The organism is Vibrio sp. G-C-1 (assembly GCF_021728015.1).
GTDB lineage: Bacteria > Pseudomonadota > Gammaproteobacteria > Enterobacterales > Vibrionaceae > Vibrio > Vibrio splendidus.
In genome coordinates this window covers 23,570-45,124 of the sequence record NZ_JAKKCR010000021.1, presented here as the reverse complement: position 1 = coordinate 45,124, position 21,555 = coordinate 23,570, and the positions used below count along the sequence as shown (strand labels likewise).

Annotated in this window: 21 protein-coding genes; 17 read left to right on the top strand and 4 right to left on the bottom strand. The window is 44.0% G+C overall.

Going from position 1 to position 21,555, the window contains the following annotated elements:
- Positions 1–12: 12 nt before the first annotated feature.
- The 4 genes from L3V36_RS22440 to L3V36_RS22425 all read right to left on the bottom strand — a co-directional run bounded on the left by L3V36_RS22440 (position 13) and on the right by L3V36_RS22425 (position 3,948).
- Entirely contained in the window at positions 13–753 is a 741-nt protein-coding gene (locus tag L3V36_RS22440; protein ID WP_004736465.1) for an ATP-dependent zinc protease, read from the bottom strand.
- A 267-nt stretch (positions 754–1,020) separates the two neighbouring features.
- Positions 1,021–1,992, bottom strand: a complete 972-nt coding sequence (gene cmoB, locus L3V36_RS22435) for a tRNA 5-methoxyuridine(34)/uridine 5-oxyacetic acid(34) synthase CmoB (protein WP_102455585.1) — start codon at positions 1,990–1,992, stop codon at positions 1,021–1,023.
- Between the two features lie 182 nt (positions 1,993–2,174).
- Positions 2,175–2,903, bottom strand: coding sequence for a carboxy-S-adenosyl-L-methionine synthase CmoA (gene cmoA / locus L3V36_RS22430; protein ID WP_017078176.1), 729 nt, complete (start codon positions 2,901–2,903; stop codon positions 2,175–2,177).
- A gap of 139 nt (positions 2,904–3,042) precedes the next feature.
- A complete protein-coding gene (locus L3V36_RS22425; RefSeq protein WP_102557822.1) occupies positions 3,043–3,948 on the bottom strand; it encodes a DUF72 domain-containing protein in 906 nt (301 codons plus the stop codon).
- A 314-nt stretch (positions 3,949–4,262) separates the two neighbouring features.
- Here L3V36_RS22425 and aspS point away from each other — a divergent pair, with 314 nt between their 5' ends.
- From aspS to nadA, 17 genes are all read left to right on the top strand, one after another.
- Complete coding sequence (gene aspS, locus L3V36_RS22420) at positions 4,263–6,035, top strand: aspartate--tRNA ligase (protein ID WP_004736469.1); 1,773 nt, start codon at positions 4,263–4,265, stop codon at positions 6,033–6,035.
- Between the two features lie 211 nt (positions 6,036–6,246).
- Positions 6,247–6,768: a crossover junction endodeoxyribonuclease RuvC gene (ruvC, locus tag L3V36_RS22415; protein ID WP_008219936.1), complete on the top strand. Its 522-nt coding sequence runs from the start codon at positions 6,247–6,249 to the stop codon at positions 6,766–6,768.
- A gap of 194 nt (positions 6,769–6,962) precedes the next feature.
- A complete protein-coding gene (locus L3V36_RS22410) occupies positions 6,963–8,423 on the top strand; it encodes a methyl-accepting chemotaxis protein (protein WP_102447648.1) in 1,461 nt (486 codons plus the stop codon).
- 92 nt (positions 8,424–8,515) lie between these two features.
- A complete protein-coding gene (ruvA, locus tag L3V36_RS22405) occupies positions 8,516–9,127 on the top strand; it encodes a Holliday junction branch migration protein RuvA (RefSeq protein ID WP_017076435.1) in 612 nt (203 codons plus the stop codon).
- 103 nt (positions 9,128–9,230) lie between these two features.
- The gene (gene ruvB, locus L3V36_RS22400) at positions 9,231–10,247 is read left to right on the top strand and encodes a Holliday junction branch migration DNA helicase RuvB (RefSeq protein WP_017083931.1); all 1,017 of its coding nucleotides are present in this window, start codon (positions 9,231–9,233) and stop codon (positions 10,245–10,247) included.
- A gap of 552 nt (positions 10,248–10,799) precedes the next feature.
- Entirely contained in the window at positions 10,800–12,386 is a 1,587-nt protein-coding gene (gene cydA / locus L3V36_RS22395) for a cytochrome ubiquinol oxidase subunit I (RefSeq protein ID WP_004736475.1), read from the top strand.
- Between the two features lie 13 nt (positions 12,387–12,399).
- Positions 12,400–13,536, top strand: coding sequence for a cytochrome d ubiquinol oxidase subunit II (gene cydB, locus L3V36_RS22390; protein WP_102447649.1), 1,137 nt, complete (start codon positions 12,400–12,402; stop codon positions 13,534–13,536).
- A 31-nt stretch (positions 13,537–13,567) separates the two neighbouring features.
- Positions 13,568–13,675 (top strand): cytochrome bd-I oxidase subunit CydX, encoded by a 108-nt coding sequence (cydX, locus tag L3V36_RS22385; RefSeq protein ID WP_000270284.1) that lies wholly within the window; start codon positions 13,568–13,570, stop codon positions 13,673–13,675.
- Entirely contained in the window at positions 13,668–13,970 is a 303-nt protein-coding gene (gene ybgE, locus L3V36_RS22380) for a cyd operon protein YbgE (protein WP_102447650.1), read from the top strand. Before cydX ends, ybgE begins: the two co-directional genes overlap by 8 nt.
- A gap of 172 nt (positions 13,971–14,142) precedes the next feature.
- Positions 14,143–14,580 (top strand): tol-pal system-associated acyl-CoA thioesterase, encoded by a 438-nt coding sequence (gene ybgC / locus L3V36_RS22375; RefSeq protein WP_017078182.1) that lies wholly within the window; start codon positions 14,143–14,145, stop codon positions 14,578–14,580.
- Positions 14,570–15,253, top strand: a complete 684-nt coding sequence (tolQ, locus tag L3V36_RS22370; protein WP_208775674.1) for a protein TolQ — start codon at positions 14,570–14,572, stop codon at positions 15,251–15,253. Before ybgC ends, tolQ begins: the two co-directional genes overlap by 11 nt.
- A gap of 3 nt (positions 15,254–15,256) precedes the next feature.
- Entirely contained in the window at positions 15,257–15,700 is a 444-nt protein-coding gene (gene tolR / locus L3V36_RS22365; RefSeq protein ID WP_004736481.1) for a protein TolR, read from the top strand.
- Between the two features lie 13 nt (positions 15,701–15,713).
- A complete protein-coding gene (gene tolA / locus L3V36_RS22360) occupies positions 15,714–16,781 on the top strand; it encodes a cell envelope integrity protein TolA (RefSeq protein ID WP_065681578.1) in 1,068 nt (355 codons plus the stop codon).
- Between the two features lie 12 nt (positions 16,782–16,793).
- A complete protein-coding gene (gene tolB, locus L3V36_RS22355; protein WP_017078184.1) occupies positions 16,794–18,146 on the top strand; it encodes a Tol-Pal system beta propeller repeat protein TolB in 1,353 nt (450 codons plus the stop codon).
- Positions 18,147–18,257: 111 nt separating this feature from the next.
- The gene (pal, locus tag L3V36_RS22350) at positions 18,258–18,800 is read left to right on the top strand and encodes a peptidoglycan-associated lipoprotein Pal (protein ID WP_004736484.1); all 543 of its coding nucleotides are present in this window, start codon (positions 18,258–18,260) and stop codon (positions 18,798–18,800) included.
- A 33-nt stretch (positions 18,801–18,833) separates the two neighbouring features.
- Positions 18,834–19,622: a tol-pal system protein YbgF gene (gene ybgF, locus L3V36_RS22345; protein WP_061021792.1), complete on the top strand. Its 789-nt coding sequence runs from the start codon at positions 18,834–18,836 to the stop codon at positions 19,620–19,622.
- Positions 19,623–19,832: 210 nt separating this feature from the next.
- Positions 19,833–20,894 carry a quinolinate synthase NadA gene (gene nadA, locus L3V36_RS22340; RefSeq protein ID WP_004736488.1) on the top strand — a complete coding sequence of 354 codons (1,062 nt, stop codon included), beginning with the start codon at positions 19,833–19,835 and terminating at the stop codon, positions 20,892–20,894.
- Positions 20,895–21,555 lie beyond the last annotated feature (661 nt).

Genomic DNA, 21,555 nt, shown 5'->3' with positions numbered 1-21,555 from the left:
ACCCTACTATTGTTATTTAACTTCCGTTTGTACGTACTTTTTACTTACATCTACTAGCGCTATGTCTTTGATAAATTCGCGCCCTAGTAATACAGGGTGACTCATTTGAGAGCGATCCGCCAATGTAAATTGCGCTTTTTCATGGATATTTCCAACTTTTACCCATAATTCGATCACAGCTCGACGTTCTGTCTGGTCATTCGTTGACTGACGGATTTTTACATACCGCACAACGGGCGCTTCAATCCATTTTTGGTCTTCTACAGCTTGTGCTTTATCGGCCAAATGGAATCTCACCCAGTCTTTACCGTTACGTTCGAATTCTTTGATGTCGACAGCATTTAAAGAAGAGGTGGTTGCGCCAGTATCAACACGCGCATCAAAGCTCTGTTTGATCGAGTCGATAGACACTTTTTCGATTCCGCCAAGGATGGTCGGTTGTAACGTAGTGGTGACAGGAGTTGCGGCAACGACAACGGGTTCTTCTTGCTCTAGTTCTTCAATTACCTTGTGTTCCATACTGGTTAGGTGAACATCTAATTGACTAGAAAGAGTGGTGATTTCGTCTTCTAAGCTTTCAATATAATCACTTTGATTACTTAGTTGCAGTTCAAGATTTTGAACCTTATTTGCGATGTTTGTCTCTGAGCGGGCAATAGCGTCGAGAGTTTCTTGGTGGTAGGTAGCACCGTTCGTGAGGGTACAACCAGAGAGCAAACCAACCGCCACGATAGGCGATAATCGCTTAAACATATAAAAAACCTTTGAGAATTAGAGAATAGTTCAGACTATTTAGTAGTTTATCCCACAAAAAAGGACGCGTGAAGCATCCTATTGTAAGAGTCTGGTCATATTGAATCGCTATGTGAGCGCTACGAAAATTATTGTGATCTGAGTTCGTTCATTTGTTAAGCATGAGCACGGATTTTATACAATTCATGCTCTTGCTAATCAAAACTTACACATATAAATAACTAAGACTTAGTGACCACAGAGTTCATGGCTTTGGTCTTATAGAAATTACGGTTTCGTCGCAACAAGAACGGCACGTCTTGGTGCAGGGTGACCCTCAACCGTTTTACTTGGATCGTTCGGATCGAGGTAATCTGGAAGGGAGTTGTGTGTCATCCATTCTGTTGTGCGTTGTTCGCCAATCGTCGTGACATTTTCGTCAACGATACGCACGTCTTCAAAGCCAACCTGTTCTAGCCAGCGTTTCAGTGCGCGAGCAGAAGGGAAGAAGTACACATTTCTCATTTGCGCGTAACGGTCAACAGGGACCAATACCGCATTCTCGTCACCTTCAATCACCAAGGTTTCAAGAACCAGCTCACCGCCAGATGCCAATTGGTCTTTTAGCTGAATCAAGTGATCCAGTGGTGAACGACGGTGGTACAGCACACCCATGCTAAATACAGTATCGTAGGCTTCTAGTTTTGGCAGTTGCTCAATACCTAAAGGTAATAGGTGAGCACGTTGGTCATCGCCCATTAACTTACGAATCGCTTCAAACTGAACCAAGAATAGGTGAGAAGGGTCGATACCCACCGTTAGGCGTGCGCCTTCACCTAGCATGCGCCACATGTGGTAACCATTGCCACAACCTACATCGAGTACTGAACGGTTTTTAAGCGGTGAGATATGTGGAAGGACACGGTCCCATTTCCAGTCACTGCGCCACTCCGTATCGATATGAATATCGTGAACGGTGTAAGGACCCTTCCTCCACGGATGAAAGGTCTTTAGTAAGCTTTCTAACTTCTTAAGTTCACCCGTGTGAAATGGTGTCGAGCTACCAATGGTTACTGAGTTTTTCAGATCAACTTGGTTAGGCACGCCTTGAGGGATTTTATTCAGTGCACGTAACCAACGGTCGAAGTCACCGTGCTCTGCATTTTGCCAATCCGTCAGCTGTTGAGGAAGAACATTGAGCCACGGCTGTAGGCGAGTGTCTTGGGCAATGAGTTGATAAAAATTGGCAAAATTAAACATAGTTTTTCACTGAGTTAATAGGGTCAATAAACCCTAAAATAAAAATTAAATTTGTCATTCCCTACAGTGAGGGACGAACATGATAGGGAATCTCGGTTTATCGTACTTGATAGAGATCCCCAACTCGCTCGTTCCTCGCTCTTGAGGATGACGTTTTAGTTCGAGCTGACTGGGTATGTGCGCTATTTAATCGCGAACATTGAACCAAAGTTGAAGCATTGGAACCACACTTCGCTGCTTGAGAAGCCAATCTTATCAAAGCGTTCCTTGTGGACAGGGATCGAGTCTGGACGCATCACGTTTTCGATTGCACTGCGTTTTTGGCTTACTTCAAGCTCGCTGTATCCATTGGCACGTTTGAAATCATGGTGCAGGTCGATAAGCAGTTCATTTGAACTTTCATCTTCGAATACGTATTTTTCTGACAGAATTAAGATCCCGCCCGGGCGCAAGCCTGCATAAATTCTCTCAAGCAGAGCGTATCGGTCGTCGGGAGACAGAAATTGCAGCGTAAAGTTAAGAACCACAACAGAGGCGTCTTTAATTTCTACTTCACGGATGTCGGCTTCAATGACTTCAACTGGCGTGTCACTGCGATAAGCATTAACGTGCAACTTACAGCGTTCAACCATCGCTTGTGAATTATCAACAGCGAAAATGGTGCAGCCTTCTTGCTGAATATGGCGACGCATAGAAAGTGTCGCCGCGCCAAGAGAGCAGCCTAGGTCGTAAATATTTGAATGTGGCTTTACAAAGCGCTCAGCCAGCATGCCAATTGCGGAGATGATATTGCTATAGCCAGGCACCGAGCGTTGGATCATATCCGGAAATACTTCAGCAACCCTTGCATCAAAGGTGAAATCACCAATTTTATCAATAGGAGCGGAAAAGATATTGTCTGTGTTGCTCATGGCATTTTCTCTCGACAGTCAGCGTAATTGGCACAAAATTCATACCAAATAAAAGGGGACGTATTTTACGTAAAAAAAGCGCTACTGTCACGAAAACTGAGATTTAGCTCAAGGTTCGAAGTTACTGATAGGTGATGGGTTAAAACATCGAGATTTGATGATTGCCTTTCTGTGCTGGAAATTGAGCGAGGTCAGGCAAGATAAGTGACGTATTTTCAGACACTTGCTTTTGCAGCTGCTTATAAATAGCTATCGCAAGTTCAGGTGCGTGATTATTGTCTGGGGTGTGGATCATTAAATAGGGCTGTTTGCCTTCATTAAGCCAGCTTGGAATTTTGGCAAACCAAGGTTTAAAAAACTCAATATTAGGTTCTTGGTCTGGGTGACCAATAAATCGAACCATAGGGTTATTGGCGGTCGCAATCGCATGTACGGGAACGCGCGGCTTTTTCTGATGAGCATCGATAACGGCTTCCGTTGTTGGTGGTGCGGAGAAAACGGGGCGGCTATCCATAATAATGCGATTGATCCCTTCTTCTATTAACCAATGATTGAAGCGCTTTTCCGCATCGCCCTTATCAAAAAAACCAAGGTGACGAACCTCTACGCCGAGCTGCATATTTTTGGGGAACAAGGTACAAAACTTTTGCAGGGCAGGGAGCATACTAGGTTCAAAACTGTGTGGTAGCTGAATCGTCCATTGGCCAATACGGTCGTGCAGTGGCGACATGGTCATTAAAAACTCTTTGAGCTCTGCTTGGCAGTGCCTAAGTTGTTGCTGGTGGGTGATGAACTTTGGCAGCTTGAAGGTGAACCTAAAATCGTCATGACTGGCTGCTTTCCAGTTGTGAACGGTCGACATACTTGGTGTGGCGTAGAAGGTCGTGTTGCCTTCTACCGTATGAAAAACTTGTGTGTACTTCTCTAAGCGTTCAGCAGGTTTTGTTCCCTTACCATAGAACTGACTTTGCCACTCGGAATGAGACCACATGGTTAATCCAAGTCTTAGAGGTAAAGTTTCTGTTGTTATTACACGATCATCCATCTATTACACCGTTATTCATCACGCTATCAGTCATTACAAAAAGTTTTTGGTTTGAAACGAAAATCTACTTTACGAGAGTTTTGCTGATTAAGGTACTTTCGAGATATAATTAGCGCAATTTTTTCGGTTTTGATGAATCTTTGCGCACTTGATGGGCTAAAAAGCAGCAAAGCCAGATAAAACACAATAAATTCGAATGTGGAAGGTCGATTTTAAACGAGTTTCCGCGTATAAATGTTCCTTTGCTCTGTTGTGTGGAATGACCACTGACAGCTTGGAAACTAGTAAATAATTAAGAGATTGGGAAATTCATTATGCGTACCCATTACTGTGGTAACCTGAACAAGTCCCTGGCGGGACAAACTGTAGAATTGTGCGGCTGGGTAAACCGTCGCCGTGATTTAGGCGGTCTTATCTTTATCGATATGCGAGATCGTGAAGGCGTCGTTCAGGTTGTTGTCGATCCAGATATGAAAGATATCTTTCCGATCGCTAACCAACTACGTAATGAATTCTGTATCAAATTTACTGGTGAAGTACGTGTTCGTCCTGACAGCCAAGTAAATAAAGATATGGCGACAGGTGAAGTTGAGCTTTACGCGACTGGCCTAGAGATCATCAACCGTTCAGAAGCGCTTCCACTAGATTTCAACCAAACGAACTCTGAAGAACAGCGTCTAAAGTACCGTTACATCGATCTTCGTCGTCCAGAAATGAGCGATCGTATTAAGCTTCGTGCACGTGCTTCTAGCTTCGTTCGTCGTTTCCTAGACGAGAACCTATTCCTAGACATCGAAACACCAGTACTAACGAAAGCGACACCTGAAGGCGCTCGTGATTACCTAGTACCAAGCCGTGTTCACAAAGGTAGCTTCTACGCACTTCCTCAATCTCCTCAGCTGTTCAAACAATTGCTGATGATGTCTGGTTTTGACCGTTACTACCAAATCGTTAAATGTTTCCGTGATGAAGATTTACGTGCTGACCGTCAGCCTGAATTTACTCAAATCGATATCGAAACATCGTTCATGTCTTCTCAAGAAGTGCGCAACATCACTGAAAAGCTCGTTCACGATATGTGGAAAGAGCTTCTAGATGTTGAACTGGGCCAATTCCCAGTAATGCCTTTCTCTGAAGCGATTCGTCGTTTCGGTTCTGATAAGCCAGACCTACGTAACCCACTAGAATTAGTAGACGTTGCTGACTTAGTTAAAGACGTTGAGTTCAAAGTATTCTCTGGCCCTGCGAACGACGAAAAAGGTCGCGTAGCGGTTATCCGTGTACCGGGTGGCGCTAAGTTAACTCGTAAGCAAATCGACGGTTACGCTGAACATGTAGGTATCTACGGCGCGAAAGGTCTAGCTTGGATGAAGGTTAACGACCGTGCTGCTGGCATGGAAGGTATCCAATCTCCAGTTGCTAAGTTCCTAAACGAAGACGTGATCAACGGTCTTCTTGAGCGCACTCAAGCTGAATCTGGCGATATCATCCTATTTGGCGCAGATAAAGCGAACATCGTTGCTGAAGCAATGGGCGCACTTCGTATCAAGCTAGGTGATGACCTAGAGCTAACAGATAAGAAAGCGTGGGCTCCACTTTGGGTTATTGATTTCCCAATGTTCGAAGAAGATGGCGAAGGCAACCTTCACGCTATGCACCACCCATTCACATCACCACTTGGTGTGAACGCGGAAGAGCTAAAATCGAACCCAGCAGCAGCTAACTCTGATGCCTACGACATGGTAATCAACGGCTACGAAGTAGGCGGCGGTTCTGTACGTATTCACAGCGCAGAAATGCAAACGGCTGTATTCGGTATCCTAGGCATCGAAGCTAAAGAACAGCAAGAGAAGTTCGGTTTCCTACTTGAAGCGCTTAAGTACGGTACGCCACCTCACGCAGGTCTAGCATTCGGTCTTGACCGTTTAGCAATGCTTCTTTGTGGTACAGAGAACATCCGTGACGTTATCGCATTCCCGAAAACAACAGCTGCAGCATGTCTATTAACAGACGCGCCAAGCCTAGCAAACCCAGCATCACTGGAAGAGCTAGCAATCGCTGTTAACTTAGCGAAGAAAGAAGACTAATCAAACGATTAAGCTCAACTTTCTAATCAAGCAGTGAGTTTTCGATGAAGCTTAAGTCTTAAATAGCACTTAAGCTTTCAACAAAACTTAGTTTTTGATAGAACTTTTTCTTTCGCAGAACAACGAAATGCCCGTTAATTTGACGGGCATTTTTTTTTGCGTTCGATATACTAAGCTCATAAAGCATGTATAAATAATCAGTATTGAAGTTATGTCTATTATCTTAGGGATTGACCCTGGCTCTCGCATTACCGGCTATGGCGTGATTCGTCAAAATGGTCGCCATCTATATTACTTAGGTAGTGGTTGTATTCGCACTTCCGAAAAAGAACTGCCAGGTCGCTTAAAGCAAATCTATGCGGGCGTTAGTGAGATCATTACTCAGTTTCAGCCTGACGTATTCGCGATCGAACAAGTGTTCATGGCGAAAAATGCCGACTCTGCACTTAAACTTGGTCAAGCTCGTGGTAGTGCGATTGTAGCAGCGGTGAATGCAGATTTGCCCGTTCATGAATATGCGGCTCGTTTGATCAAACAAGCGGTGACAGGTAATGGCGGTGCTGATAAGTCGATGGTTCAGAACATGGTGATGAGCATGCTCAAGTTACCTGCCAAACCACAGGCTGATGCTGCCGATGCTCTCGGCGTAGCGATCACTCACGCTAACACCAATAAAACCTTGATTGCACTGGCAGGTAAAGCGACAGGTGCGAGAAAAGGACGCTACCGTTAATCCCCCCATCGCTTTCTAGAAGTTTTCTTTCGATGAGCCTTACGCCCCGTTTGGCTCATATCAAAACAATACGCACCTAAATCCTTGATGAAATGAGATCTTTCGAACAGAACCCAGATAATAACATTGCGTATCATTTAACATGTTATTAACATTGGTCGGAGGTCTAACAAGTTAATCAAGGATGATCACTGATGAACCCAATCAAGCTGTGGCGCACGCTGTTTCTCCCTAAAAGCAATGGGTGGAGTAACAACGAAGTCAGACAAGCCGATATCTTATTACTCTTCACTTTTATCGCATTCTTCGTAGGTGTCTATAGCTTAATCAAGTGGACTAAGCACGAAGAGCAACTTCTGATCGCCACATCTGTATTTCTTATCGTATTCGAACTGATCTCTGCACTGCTACTTCGTGTGACGAGTAAGCCAAGCCTTGCACTTAACTTTGGTTTTGTCGGCATGGCTGTCCACGCGTTGAACATCATCTATCAAAGTGGTGGGGTTGTGGCTTCCACCCAAGCTTATTGGGTGCCTTTGTTAGTGGTTGCTTTTTTCTTATCAGGAACCCGAATTGTCGCCTTAGTTTGGAGTGGGCTGGTTATCGGCGTGTCACTGGTAATGACCTCAGCACATCTCAATGGATTTGCATTTCCTCTACTTGAGCTAACCCCCGATGCGGTAGTGGTAGAAACTTGGTCTGGTGTGATTATGCCGCTGGTGGTGATCTGCATTGCCCAAGCCTTTACCGCTAAGCAAAAAGAGGTGGCAATCGAAATGGCAGAGGATGCGATTTCAGAAAGTCAACACGTTGCAAACCAAGCGACGCAAAGTGAAGGTCAGCTCTCTATCGTGCTCGACCAAGCCAATTCGAATTCGGAGAGTCTACAAGGTGTTTCGGTTCATTTAGACCAGCAGTCGCAAGATCTGCATGCTCAAGTTGAGGTGTTGAACATCAATTGTGAATCTCAGGCGAGTGCAGCAGAACAGATGAGCCAACAGCTACATCAAATGACTCAAGGTATCGAAGAATCCAATTCATTTGTGGGTGAACTGAAAGAGCGCAGTGAAGCGGTTGGAACCAAAGCGCAAAAGAGCTCTGAGTCACTAGAAGCCTCAACCAGTGCCATCAGCCAGATCATTCAAAGTAATCAAGAGATCATGAAAGTCGCCGATTTGATTACTTCCGTAGCCGAACAAACCAACCTATTAGCGCTCAACGCAGCAATAGAAGCCGCTCGCGCAGGTGAACAAGGACGAGGTTTTGCTGTGGTGGCCGATCAAGTGAGAGAGCTATCGGCGAAAAGCAGTCATTCAGCAATAGAAATTCGAACCTTGTTAGATCGCAGTAAAGAAGAAGTAGAAAACGGTCGAGCCATTATTGAAACTACGGCGAATGAAATGAACGGCATCATCTCAGAGGTGCAAACCATCTCAACAGATGTTAATCAGCTCACCAATATTATGGCAATGCAGATGAGCTCTCTGAAAGAACTCGATCTCGCGAGTTCAGAGGTGGCGCAGAGTGTTGCAGAAACTAAATCAGTATCGGGTTTAGTGGCCAATTATGGTTCTGAATTAACAGGCCATGTTACTTCGGTAAAAGAACTGGTTGAAAGCCTGAATAGTGTGGTTTCCCGAGCTAAGCAAGCTTAAATAAATCACCTTAATAAACACAAAGAACTGGATAAGCATCCAGTTCTTTTATATTCTGTCCCTCAAATAATATTCCATCAAGAGAGTGAATTGTGATCGGACGCCTACGCGGTACATTAATAGAAAAACAGCCACCAGAGTTGCTAATCGAAGTCAGTGGTGTTGGTTATGAAGTACAAATGCCAATGAGCTGTTTTTATGAATTACCAAACGTTGGCGAAGAGGCAATTATCTACACTCACTTTGTCGTACGTGAAGATGCGCAGCTACTTTATGGTTTCAATACGGTAAAAGAGCGTGCTCTGTTCCGTGAAGTCATCAAAGCAAATGGTGTAGGTCCTAAGCTAGGCCTTGGCATACTTTCAGGCATGACCGCTAGCCAGTTTGTTCAGAGTGTTGAACGTGAAGACATCTCTACGCTAGTTAAACTTCCGGGTGTGGGTAAGAAAACCGCAGAGCGTCTTGTCGTTGAAATGAAAGACCGCTTGAAAGGGTGGGGAGCAGGTGATCTGTTTACGCCTGCAACGGATGCAGCGCCTATGGACTCAATGCCAACAGTTCACGATGCTGAAGAAGAAGCAGTAAGCGCATTACTTGCACTGGGCTATAAACCAACTCAAGCCTCTAAAGTTGTTGCTCAAGTGGCTAAAGATGGCATGACAAGTGAACAATTGATTCGCGAAGCACTGAAGTCGATGGTTTAATACCTCATATACTTGTTCTACAAAATAGACTCATTCACTTTGCCTTTACACAGAGTCAAGAAGCGCAGAGTCAGGAAGAGCAGAGTTAGGAATAACAGAATTTATGATTGAAGCCGATCGCCTGATTGCACCGGATAATCCGGTCTTTAAAGATGAAGATGTCATTGATCGCGCAATACGCCCTAAAGCACTTGCCGACTATCAAGGTCAGGACCACGTTCGTAACCAGATGGAGATTTTCATTCAAGCCGCTCAAATGCGAAATGAAGCTCTGGATCATCTGTTGATTTTTGGCCCTCCCGGTTTAGGTAAAACCACGTTGGCAAACATTGTTGCCAATGAAATGGATGTGAGCATCCGTACCACTTCAGGCCCTGTTCTTGAGAAAGCCGGTGACCTTGCGGCGCTACTGACTAACCTTGAAGAAAATGATGTGCTGTTCATTGATGAGATCCACCGTCTAAGCCCAGTGGTTGAAGAGGTGTTGTATCCCGCAATGGAAGATTACCAATTAGATATCATGATTGGTGAAGGCCCTGCGGCACGTTCTATCAAGATTGATCTTCCTCCTTTCACTTTGATTGGCGCAACCACTCGCGCTGGCTCACTGACGTCTCCGTTACGTGACCGTTTCGGCATTACCCAGCGTCTTGAATACTACAAAGTAGAAGATCTTCAAAATATCGTTCAGCGCAGTGCAGATTGCCTTGGCCTATCTCTGGAGTCTGAAGGTGCATTAGAAATTGCTCGCCGTGCGCGTGGCACACCACGTATTGCTAACCGTCTACTACGTCGTGTTCGTGACTATGCGGAAGTGAAAGGCGATGGACATATCTGCCCAGACGTTGCAGATAAAGCACTCAACATGCTGGACGTTGACGCCAAAGGCTTTGACTACATGGATAGAAAGCTTCTGCTTGCGATCATGGAGAAGTTTGGTGGTGGTCCGGTTGGTATCGACAACATGGCAGCTGCGATTGGTGAAGAGAGAGACACCATTGAAGATGTGTTGGAACCTTACTTGATTCAGCAAGGTTACTTACAAAGAACGCCAAGAGGTCGAATCGCGACCGACAGAGCGTATTTACACTTTGGAATAGATAAACCGTCTAATCGTTAAATTATTCATTTTCAAAGATCCCAGTTGCATAAGCGCTGGGATTTTTTGCTTTTTATTGAATAACAACTCTTTGAGCGATTCGATAAAAAGGCTGAATAGCCTCTGTCAAAAATGAAAACTTTGATTGCAGGTTTGATTTAGCTAGCAAAAAATGAAATAAGTTGTCATATTTTTTGTTAATACTTTATAGGTAGTTGTAATTTGTATGTTGAAGTGGTGCTGAGCTTTTGTCACAGATATCATGCGCTGTTATTAACAGAGGCTAAATTGGTGTGATTTTAATCATGATTGTACAAAAATAACTCTAATTTGCTCGAATAAAATTGATACAAATCAACGCAAGGTTCTCCTATAAACCTTTTGAAACATACTGATTTTACCAGTAATATTAGCGCCAGCTATATTAGCTCATGCTTAACAATAATCTAACTATAACGGTACGTTTTTGCTACAAATTTCAATTTGTAATAACAATTACACAAATTGTTTTAACATGGATTTTTGCGGTGAATAATCACACAAGTGTCATTCAGCCGACACAAAGGAGTTACCATGATTGATGTTGTTGATCTGTCGCGATTGCAATTTGCATTTACAGCGATGTATCACTTCCTATTTGTTCCACTGACTTTAGGTATGGCATTTCTACTTGCCATTATGGAGTCAGTTTATGTAATGACTGGCAAGCAAATTTACAAGGACATGACTAAGTTCTGGGGTAAATTGTTTGGTATTAACTTTGCTCTTGGTGTAGCGACAGGCTTAACCATGGAGTTCCAGTTCGGTACTAACTGGTCTTACTATTCTCACTATGTTGGCGACATCTTTGGTGCTCCGCTGGCTATCGAAGCGCTTGTTGCATTCTTCCTAGAGTCTACTTTTGTTGGTCTTTTCTTCTTCGGTTGGGACAGATTGTCGAAGCGTCAGCACTTAGCGGTAACGTGGTTAGTAGCTCTTGGCTCTAACTTCTCAGCGCTTTGGATCTTGGTAGCGAACGGCTGGATGCAAAACCCAGTGGGTGCGGAATTTAACTTTGAAACCATGCGTATGGAAATGGTGAGCTTCGCTGAAGTTGTCCTAAACCCAGTAGCGCAGGTTAAATTCGTACACACAGTAGCGTCTGGTTACACTACGGGTGCAATGTTCATCCTTGGTATCAGCTCATACTACATTCTTAAAGGTCGTGACCTTGCCTTTGCTCGTCGTTCTTTTGCGATTGCAGCATCTTTCGGTATGGCGGCGATCTTGTCAGTAATCGTGCTAGGTGATGAATCTGGTTACGAGCTTGGTGAAGTTCAAAAAGTGAAGCTCGCTGCGGTAGAAGCCGAGTGGCACACTGAAGAAGCACCAGCAGCATTTACTGTTTTTGGTATTCCAAACCAAGAAACAATGAATACTGACTACGCAATTAAAATCCCTTACGTAATGGGTATCATCGCAACGCGTTCGCTTGATACTGAAGTAACGGGCCTGCGTGACTTACGTGATGATCACGTTGATCGTATCCGTACTGGTATGTACGCATACGAGCTACTTGAAAAGCTACGTTCAGGCGACAAGTCTGAAGAAAACATTGCAGCGTTCGACGAAGTGAAAGGTGACCTAGGTTACGGTCTGCTTCTTAAGCGCTACACAGACGACGTTGTTGATGCAACAGAAGACCAAATCCAAATGGCTGCGGATGATTCTATCCCAACTGTTTGGCCTCTATTCTGGTCATTCCGTCTGATGGTTGCTTGTGGCTTCATCATGCTGTTTGTATTCGGTGCGGCGTTTGTTCAAACGTGTCGTCAGAAGATCGAACAAAAACCATGGGTACTTAAAGCGGCGCTATTCTCAATCCCACTTCCTTGGATTGCGATTGAAGCAGGTTGGTTCGTTGCTGAGTTTGGTCGTCAGCCATGGGCGGTTGGTGAAATCCTACCGGTTAACGTTGCTGCATCAGCACTGACTATTGAACAGCTTTGGACTTCTCTATTCGCGATTCTTGCACTGTACACAGTGTTCTTGATTGCTGAAGTTTACCTAATGCTGAAATTCGCACGTAAAGGTCCAAGTAGCTTAAAGACAGGCCGTTACCACTTCGAACAAAACGATAACTCTGTTGAAGACAAAGTTAGCCGTTCAGTCGAAGTATAAGTGAGGGAATATTATGTTTGATTACGAAAGCTTACGACTTATTTGGTGGGTATTGATCGGTGTTCTACTGGTTGGTTTCGCCGTAACTGATGGCTTCGATATGGGTGTTGCAGCTCTTTCTCCTGTTATCGGTAAGAGCGACACTGAACGCCGTATTATGCTAAACACGATTGCCCCTCACTGGGATGGTAACCAAGTTTGGCTTATCACTGCGGGTGGCGCATTGTTTGCTGCATGGCCACTGGTTTACGCAACGTCGTTTTCTGGCTTCTACTTCGCAATGTACGCGACGTTAGCAGCGCTTTGGTTACGACCACTTGCTCTTGATTACCGTTCTAAGATCGAAGATCCAAAATGGCGCAAAACTTGGGACTACGCACTTTGCTTTAGTGGCACAGTACCACCAATCATCTTCGGTGTAGCATTTGGTAACCTATTACAAGGTGTTCCATTTGACCTGAACGAGTTTATGATGTCTAAGTACCATGGCACGTTCTTCGCTCTGCTAAACCCGTTTGCATTGCTTTGTGGTGTGTTGGCTCTAATGTTGTTCGTGATGCAAGGTGCAACATGGCTTCAAATGAAGACAACAGAAGAGCTGCACAGTCGCGCTCGTAACGTTGCTCAGATCACTGGCTTAATTGCTATTGCTCTGTTCATTATTGGTGGTTTCTGGGTTCAATCTATCGAAGGCTATGTTATTACAAGCACTATCGATACGTTTGCTGATTCAAACCCACTAAACAAAGAAGTATCACTTCAAGTTGGTGCTTGGATGACAAACTTCGAAACGTATCCAGCAATGTGGACTGCACCGATTCTTGGTGTAGTAATGCCACTGCTTGCTGTGATTGCATCTCGCTTTGAGCGTGGTGGTTTCGCATTCTTGTTCTCAAGCCTATCTAACGCTGGTGTTATTTTAACGGCTGGTTTTGCAATGTTCCCATTCGTAATGCCATCAAGCCTGAACCCTAGCCATAGTTTGACTATGTGGGATTCAACAGCGAGTGAGCTAACGCTTGGTCTTATGACCGGAGTTGCGGCGGTAATGGTTCCTGTGATTCTTGGCTACACAACTTGGACATACTACAAAATGTTCGGTCGTCTAGATAAGAAACACATCGAAGATAACGACGTTTCAGCTTACTAAGCTAGAAGTTAAATAACTTAGGAGAAATTTTATGTGGTATTTCGCATGGATTTTGGGTGTACTTCTAGCATGTGCATTCGGCATCATCAATGCTCTATGGTTAGAGCATTCAGAAATGATGGATAAAGACAGTGAGTAATCTCGCGGAGCAAATCGCTAAACTGCATCAACCAATGGATAAGATTCTGTTAAGAGTTTTATCCCTCGTATTGGGTTTCATGCATGTTGGTTTAGTGATGTGGGATCCTGAAGCGTATGCGACAAGTATCGGTGGCTTTAACGCGATCATCGGGCCAATGTTCATTTGGGCAGTGTGCTCAAGCATGGTTTACGGTATCGGATTTAAGCCTAGAGCTTGGATGTGGCAGCTACTGTTTAGCCCATACGTTTCACTCACAATTTTGCTCTACCTAACGACGCTGCGCCTTCTATAAAAGGCAAAGGATTTAGGTTCATAACAACGTGAACCTTTATACTTGTTGGGTTTTTAGCCAAAAAGAGGTCATCTTATACAGATGGCCTTTTTTTTCGTCTATTAAATCAAAAAATTCACAGCGATATACTATTAATGATAAGGAGTTAGGTTATAGTGAGATCTTTATCGTTTTGGATTGTGGTATCAAATTGCAGGGAATATCTAAGCCATTTACGTGGCCAGTGACAGTGTATTACGAAGACACCGATGCAGGTGGTGTTGTATACCATTCAAACTATCTTAAGTTTTTCGAACGCGCTCGAACTGAGATGTTGCGCTCAATTGGCGTCTCTCAGCAAGTCTTGTTAGAACAAAATATCGGTTTCGTAGTCCGACATATGGACATTGATTTTATTCAAGGTGCGCGACTTGATGATTCTTTACAAGTCATTACAAATATTTACGAGTTGAAGCGAGCTACCTTGGTCTTCTGTCAAGAGATCGTAAATCCTGATGGCAAGGCATTGTGTAAAGCAATGGTTAAGGTAGCATGTATCGATAATCAAAAAATGAAACCCAAAGCAATGCCAACATTTATTCTCACGGAGCTAACGAATAGTGACTGCTGAAATCTCAATCTTAGGCCTAATTTTAGAAGCTAGCTTACTAGTTAAGATGGTCATGCTGATTCTTATGGGCATGTCTGTTGTTTCTTGGGCAATGATCATAAAAAGAAGTAAAGTATTATCTCAAGCTTCTAAACAAACTGACGTATTTGAAGATAAGTTCTGGTCAGGCGTTGATCTCGCAAAACTGTACCAAGAGAGCAATAAGCGCAAAGACGAGCTTTTTGGTACTGAAGAAATTTTCTACGCAGGCTTTACTGAGTTTGCTCGCCTTCGTAAATCGAATGCAACATCTCCTGACTTCATTATGGAAGGTACTGGCCGTGCAATGCGCGTAGCGGTTGCCCGTGAAGTAGACGAGCTAGAAACCAACTTACCTTTCCTAGCAACGGTCGGTTCTATCAGTCCATACATCGGCCTATTTGGTACGGTTTGGGGCATCATGCACTCATTCATCGCATTAGGTGAAGTGAAGCAAGCGACATTAGCAATGGTTGCTCCTGGTATTGCAGAGGCACTGATCGCGACAGCAATGGGCCTATTTGCAGCAATTCCTGCTGTTATGGCTTACAACCGCTTTAGCAGTCGAGTCGGTAAGCTAGAGCACAACTATGCGACTTTCTCTGAAGAGTTCCACAGTATTCTTCACCGTCAAGCGATGGCTGGCAGGGAATAATAGATGGCCGGATACCAACCTAAAAAACGCAAAATGACAGCAGAGATTAACGTTGTACCTTACATCGACGTTATGCTTGTTTTGCTGATTATTTTTATGGTGACTTCGCCATTCGTTACTCAAGGCGTAGACGTTGAATTGCCTAAGGCTTCAACGGCTCAGTCTGCACAAGATCTATTGGGTGACGACAATGCGAGCTTTATTATCGTTGAAGTGAACAAAGACGGTGAGCTTGGTTTGAGTGTGAATAACGAAGAAGTACAGCGTGGCTTATCAATGGAAGACATTATCGTCAGAGTGAAAGCCGAGCTGTCTCTTAAGCCAAACTCTCCAGTGGCGGTTGGTGGTGATGCCGCAACGCCTTACGCTGAAGTGGTTTTATTACTTGATGAATTAAGCCGTGCAGGTGTGCCAAAGGTTGGCCTATTAACGGATATAAGGGAATAGCTCCGTAGCATTCATGAAAGCGAATAATAAGAAATCCAATAATTTTAGATCACCGCTTCTTATCTCTCTTGGGCTGCACGTCATCTTATTCGTTGCGCTTATTTGGGGGGCGGATTTCACGATGTCGGAACCAAAGCCTACTGGGCAGATGGTTCAAGCCGTGGTGATTGATCCTCAGTTGGTTCGCCAACAAGCTCAACAGATTCGCCAGCAAAGAGAAGCAGCGAGTAAGAAAGAGCAAGAGCGTCTAGACAAACTAAGACGCGAAAGCGAACGACTTGAAAAAAATCGTAAAGCTGAAGAAGAGAACATTCGAAAGCTGAAAGAAAAGCAAGCCAAAGAAGCGAAAGCCGCTCGCGAAGCTGAAAAGCGTCGAGTTGAGAATGAAAAACAACGTAAAGTTGAAGAGGCTCGTTTAAAGCAAGAACAAAAGAAAGCCGCTAAAGCAGAAGCTGATCGTAAATTGAAAGAAGCAGCGGTTGTGAAAGCGGAAAAAGAGCGCAAAGCCAAAGAAGTGGCGATTGCTAAAGCTGAACAAGAACGCGTGGCAAAAGAAAAGGCCGCGAAAGAAGCTGCAGATAAAGCTCGTAAAGAAAAAGAAGCCGCTGAACGTGCTGAAAAGCAACGTGTAGCGAAAGAGAAAGAAGCGGCAGCCGCAGCGGAGAAAGCGCGCAAAGCAAAAGAAGCTGCAGCAAAAGCTGAAAAAGAGCGTAAACAGCAAGAAGCAGCATTGAACGACATCTTTGCTGGACTGGAGACTGAATCGACTCAAAACTCTTCAGCAAGACAACAGTTTATTAGTGATGAAGCACAGCGTTACGGCGCTATTTATACCCAACTGATTCAGCAGAACCTGTTGTTAGAAGACAGCTATAGAGGACGCTCATGTCGAGTGAACCTTAAGCTGATTCCAACGGGCTCTAACGCGATATTGGGTAGCTTAAGTATCTTAGATGGCGATAGCCGTTTATGTGCAGCAACCAAGCGTGCTGTGGCACAAGTGCAATCTTACCCGTTGCCGAAAGACCCAGACATTGTGAAATCACTGAAAGACATTAACTTAACTGTATCACCAGAGTAAAAGGACGAACTTGTGTTAAAGAAACTATTACTGAGTTTTGTTTTCTTAATAGCTACAAGCAGCCAGTTTGCACACGCGGCACTGGAGCTGGTTATTACAGACGGTATTAACTCCGCAAGACCTATCGCTATTGTCCCTTTCCGTTGGGAAGGTGCAGAGCCATTGCCACACGATGTATCAGCGGTTATTGCTTCTGACTTACAACGCAGTGGTAAATTCAGCCCAGTTGCAACAAGCAAGATGCCACAGACGCCTTACAGCGAAAGTGAGGTGGATTTTGATGCTTGGACTAACTTAGGCGTTGATTCATTGCTAACCGGTAGCATCACTAAAAATGCTGAAGGGCAATATGTAGTCAACTACCAGTTGATTGACATTGTTCGTGGTCAACTGACCAAAGGACAAAGCCGTGCACTCAGCGATGAAGGCCAATTAGTACTTTCTAAAGATCACGTGTTGTTCAATAAGAAAGCGACGGTTCCGGGTAAACGCTTGAGAGAGTACGCACACCGTATTTCTGATTTAGTGTATGAAGAACTAACTGGTGAGAAAGGCGCGTTTTTAACTCGTATTTCTTATGTGGTAGTGAACGACAAAGATAAATACCCATACCAACTTCGTGTTGCTGACTACGATGGTTTTAACGAGCGCTTGGTGCTTCGTTCTAAGCAACCTCTAATGTCACCGGCATGGTCACCAGATGGCAAAAAGCTTGCTTATGTGAGTTTCCAAAATGGCCAAGCTGAAATATTCATCATGAATATTTACACGGGTGAGCGTGAGAAAGTAACGTCATACCCTCGTCATAATGGTGCGCCAAGATTCTCGCCAGATGGTAAAACATTGGCATTGGTATTGTCTAAAACAGGCAGCCTTCAGGTGTACACACTTGACCTTGCTAGCCGTAAGCTGACTCAAATTACCCGCGGCCGTTCTAATAACACGGAACCATTCTGGTACCCAGATGGCAAGTCTCTTATTTTCACATCGGATCGTGGTGGTAAACCACAGATTTATAATGTAAATTTGTCCAATAATTCGACATCTCGTATTACTTGGCAAGGTAGCCAAAACTTAGGTGGCCAGATCACCCCTGATGGTCGATTCCTAATCATGGTTAATCGTAGCAACTCAGGTTTTAACTTGGCTAAGCAAGATTTGGAAACCGGTGCGGTTCAGGTGCTAACAAAGACATTGTTAGATGAATCTCCAAGTATTGCACCAAATGGGGGTATGGTTATCTATAGCTCTATTTACAACAAAACTAACGTACTATCGATGGTTTCTATCGATGGCCGTTTTAAAGCTAGATTACCGGCAACCAACGGACGTGTAAGAGCGCCTGCATGGTCACCGTTCCTCTAGTTAGAGTGATACATTCTTTTAGCTATTGATAGTGTTAACTATTGTGGCAATTAACTATCTATAGCACTTAGTCGCTGTAGAAACTAAGTTTGATAACGTAAGGAAAAAAAGATGCAACTTAACAAAGTTCTTAAAGGCTTGATGATTGCACTACCAGTGATGGCAGTAACGGCATGTAGCTCAACTGATGAAGCAACATCTGCAACTTCAGGTACTGAAAGCAACCAAACAACTTCAGGTTCAGAAGGCAACGTAGACACAACTGTTGTAACGCCAATTGATGCTAACGCTCAACTGTCTGAGCAAGAGCTTAAAGAGCAAGCGCTACGCGAAACTCAAACAATCTACTTTGCATTCGATAACTCTACTATCGCTGGCGACTACGAAGAAATTCTAGCAGCTCACGCAGCTTACCTAAGCAACAACGTTGACATGAACGTTACTATTGAAGGTCACGCTGACGAACGCGGTACTCCTGAGTACAACATCGCACTTGGCGAGCGTCGTGCACAAGCTGTAGCGAAATACCTACAAGCTCTAGGTGTTCAAGCAGACCAAATCTCTATCGTAAGCTACGGTGAAGAGAAGCCACTTCTTCTAGGTCAATCTGAAGATGTGTACGCTAAAAACCGTCGCGCAGTACTAGTTTACTAATTTTAGTAGACTATATAATTGAGGAATTGCCTCATGTTCAGTAACACAAAGCGAGTCATTTTGCTTTCGTTACTGGCAAGTGCAGCGAACACTACGTTCGCTGCACCAGCTCCAGTATCCGATCTCAATAGCACCGCAACCAATTCATCATCTTCCTCTCGAGCAGCGTCTGCATCTAACGAATCAGATATTGAGCGTTTAGAGCGCCTGCTTCAAAATCGCAATCTCGTTCAGCTTCAAATGCAACAGCAAATCGACGACATGGCACTGGAGATCAGTGAACTTCGTGGTGAGCTGGAACGAAACAGTTACGATATGAAGCAAATGCTAGAGCGCCAACGTGAACTGTTCATTGAACTGGATCGTGTAAGAGGCGAGGTGAAAGCAGCAGGAACAGCAACGGTAGCAGTAGCGGCGAGCGAAGGCTCTAAAGACGCTTCTGGTACGTTCAGTACTGATGTGGATGAGCAAACCGCTTATCAAAATGCTGTAGATATGATTCTAAAGCAACGAGACTACACGGGTGCTATCGCAGCATTTCAAAAGTTTCAAAAAGACTTCCCAGATTCAACCTTCACACCTAACTCACACTACTGGTTAGGTCAGCTTTATTTTGCTAAGAAGCAAGATAAAGAAGCCGTGAAGAGCTTTGCCGCTGTTGTGTCATACAAAGACTCAAATAAGCGAGCAGATGCACTGGTTAAGCTTGGTGACATAGCTGCACGCAACAACAACGCGACGCAAGCTAAGAAATATTACCAACAAGTCGTTACCGAGTACCCAAACAGTGCTTCGGCTAAAGTGGCTAAAACCCACTTATAAAACAAAATAGGGGTGCTCAGGTACCTCTTTTTTATACCTGCTTACTTCCTTTTAATATTTACTCAGTAGGTTTGTGACGCCAACGCATCACCTTGTTTATGCGTTTTAAGTATTAGCTAGTCACCGCTTGCAACCAATCCTTTTTGATCCCAATCGCTGTCCTGTGTAGAATACTCTAATCCTCGGAAGAAGTTGCGTAGAGCAAGAGCAATGAGTCATATACTAGATAAAATCGATACAGTTTACCCGTTTCCGCCTAAGCCAGTTCCATTGAGCGACGCTCAGAAACAGGCCCACATCGCAAACATCAAAAAACTACTTCAAGAAAAAGATGCAGTTCTAATTGCACACTACTACACCGATCCTGAAATTCAGGCTCTGGCAGAAGAAACTGGTGGTTTCGTTGGCGATTCATTAGAAATGGCTAAGTTTGGTAACCGTCATTCAGCAAGCACTTTGATCATCGCTGGTGTTCGTTTTATGGGTGAGTCTGCAAAGATCCTTACCCCTGAAAAACGCATTTTAATGCCAACGCTTGAAGCTGAATGTTCACTTGATCTTGGCTGTCCTGCGGATAAGTTTACAGAATTTTGTGATGCTCACCCCGACCACACAGTGGTTGTATACGCGAACACCTCTGCGGCTGTTAAAGCACGTGCAGACTGGGTCGTTACGTCGAGCATCGCTTTAGAAATTGTTGAAAGCTTAGATGCTGAAGGCAAACCCATTATTTGGGGCCCAGACCGTCACCTAGGTTCTTACATCGCAAATCAAACTGGCGCTGACATGTTGCTTTGGCAAGGTGAGTGTATCGTTCATGATGAGTTCTCAGCGGATGCTCTGAAGAAAATGAAATCGGTATATCCAGAAGCCGCTATTTTGGTTCACCCAGAATCACCGGCAAGTGTTGTTGAACTGGCTGATGCTGTGGGTTCAACAAGCCAACTGATCAAGAAAGCGAAAGAGCTGCCTCATCCACAGATGATTGTCGCGACTGACAAAGGTATTTTCTTCAAGATGCAGCAATTGGTTCCTGAAAAAGAACTGATTGAAGCGCCGACTGCGGGTGCTGGTGCAACTTGTCGCAGCTGCGCACACTGTCCTTGGATGGCTATGAATGGCCTTGAAGCGATTGAAAATGCACTAGAGCATGGTGGTGAGCAACATGAAATCTTCGTTTCTGACGAATTACGCGTTAAGTCTCTTATTCCATTGAACCGTATGCTAGATTTTGCAGAGCAGTTAAATGTGCAGGTAAAAGGTAACGCGTAAGCCGTTCTTTTATCTAACGTACGAAAAACCAGCCAATAGTGCTGGTTTTTTTGTACCTGAGTATTAGACTTAAGTTAACTTAATCTCATCTCATTAGCTGCTGTTTGCAATAGATATTACCAATCGTAACAATACCACCAATAGCAATACCTATAATAGTAAAGAACGGGTTACCCTATAGACAATCCAATATCTATCAGTTAACAAGTCCTGATTTTCATGAATATGGTAAGTCTGAGATAGAGTGTTCACGACTCAGTTATAGCCATTCCGAACTAGGCGCTTTAGGGATAGAGCAATATTCTATTTTTGGTGTCAATGATGGCGGAATGGTAGGCTACCGCTTAGCAGCTCAGAGTTGAGTAGGATTATGTACTCAGCATGCCAATCATCTACTAAAGTACCTCTCTAAAGCTCTTAACTCTGTCTTCGATTAGCTCTACATAAGCATAATTCTGTCTTATTTTTCAAATTTTTGTCTCAATCCCTCTTCATGAATGGGGCACTCGTTAGCTGCCCTAACCATCAAAAATCAGAATTCTCGACTTAGGATATTGCAATAATGATAATTGTTATCAATATCAAATGAGAATGCTTTACATTTAAATATGCAACCGATAAGGTACGGTTGAAATTCGTCAGGACATTGAAAGGATGTTCA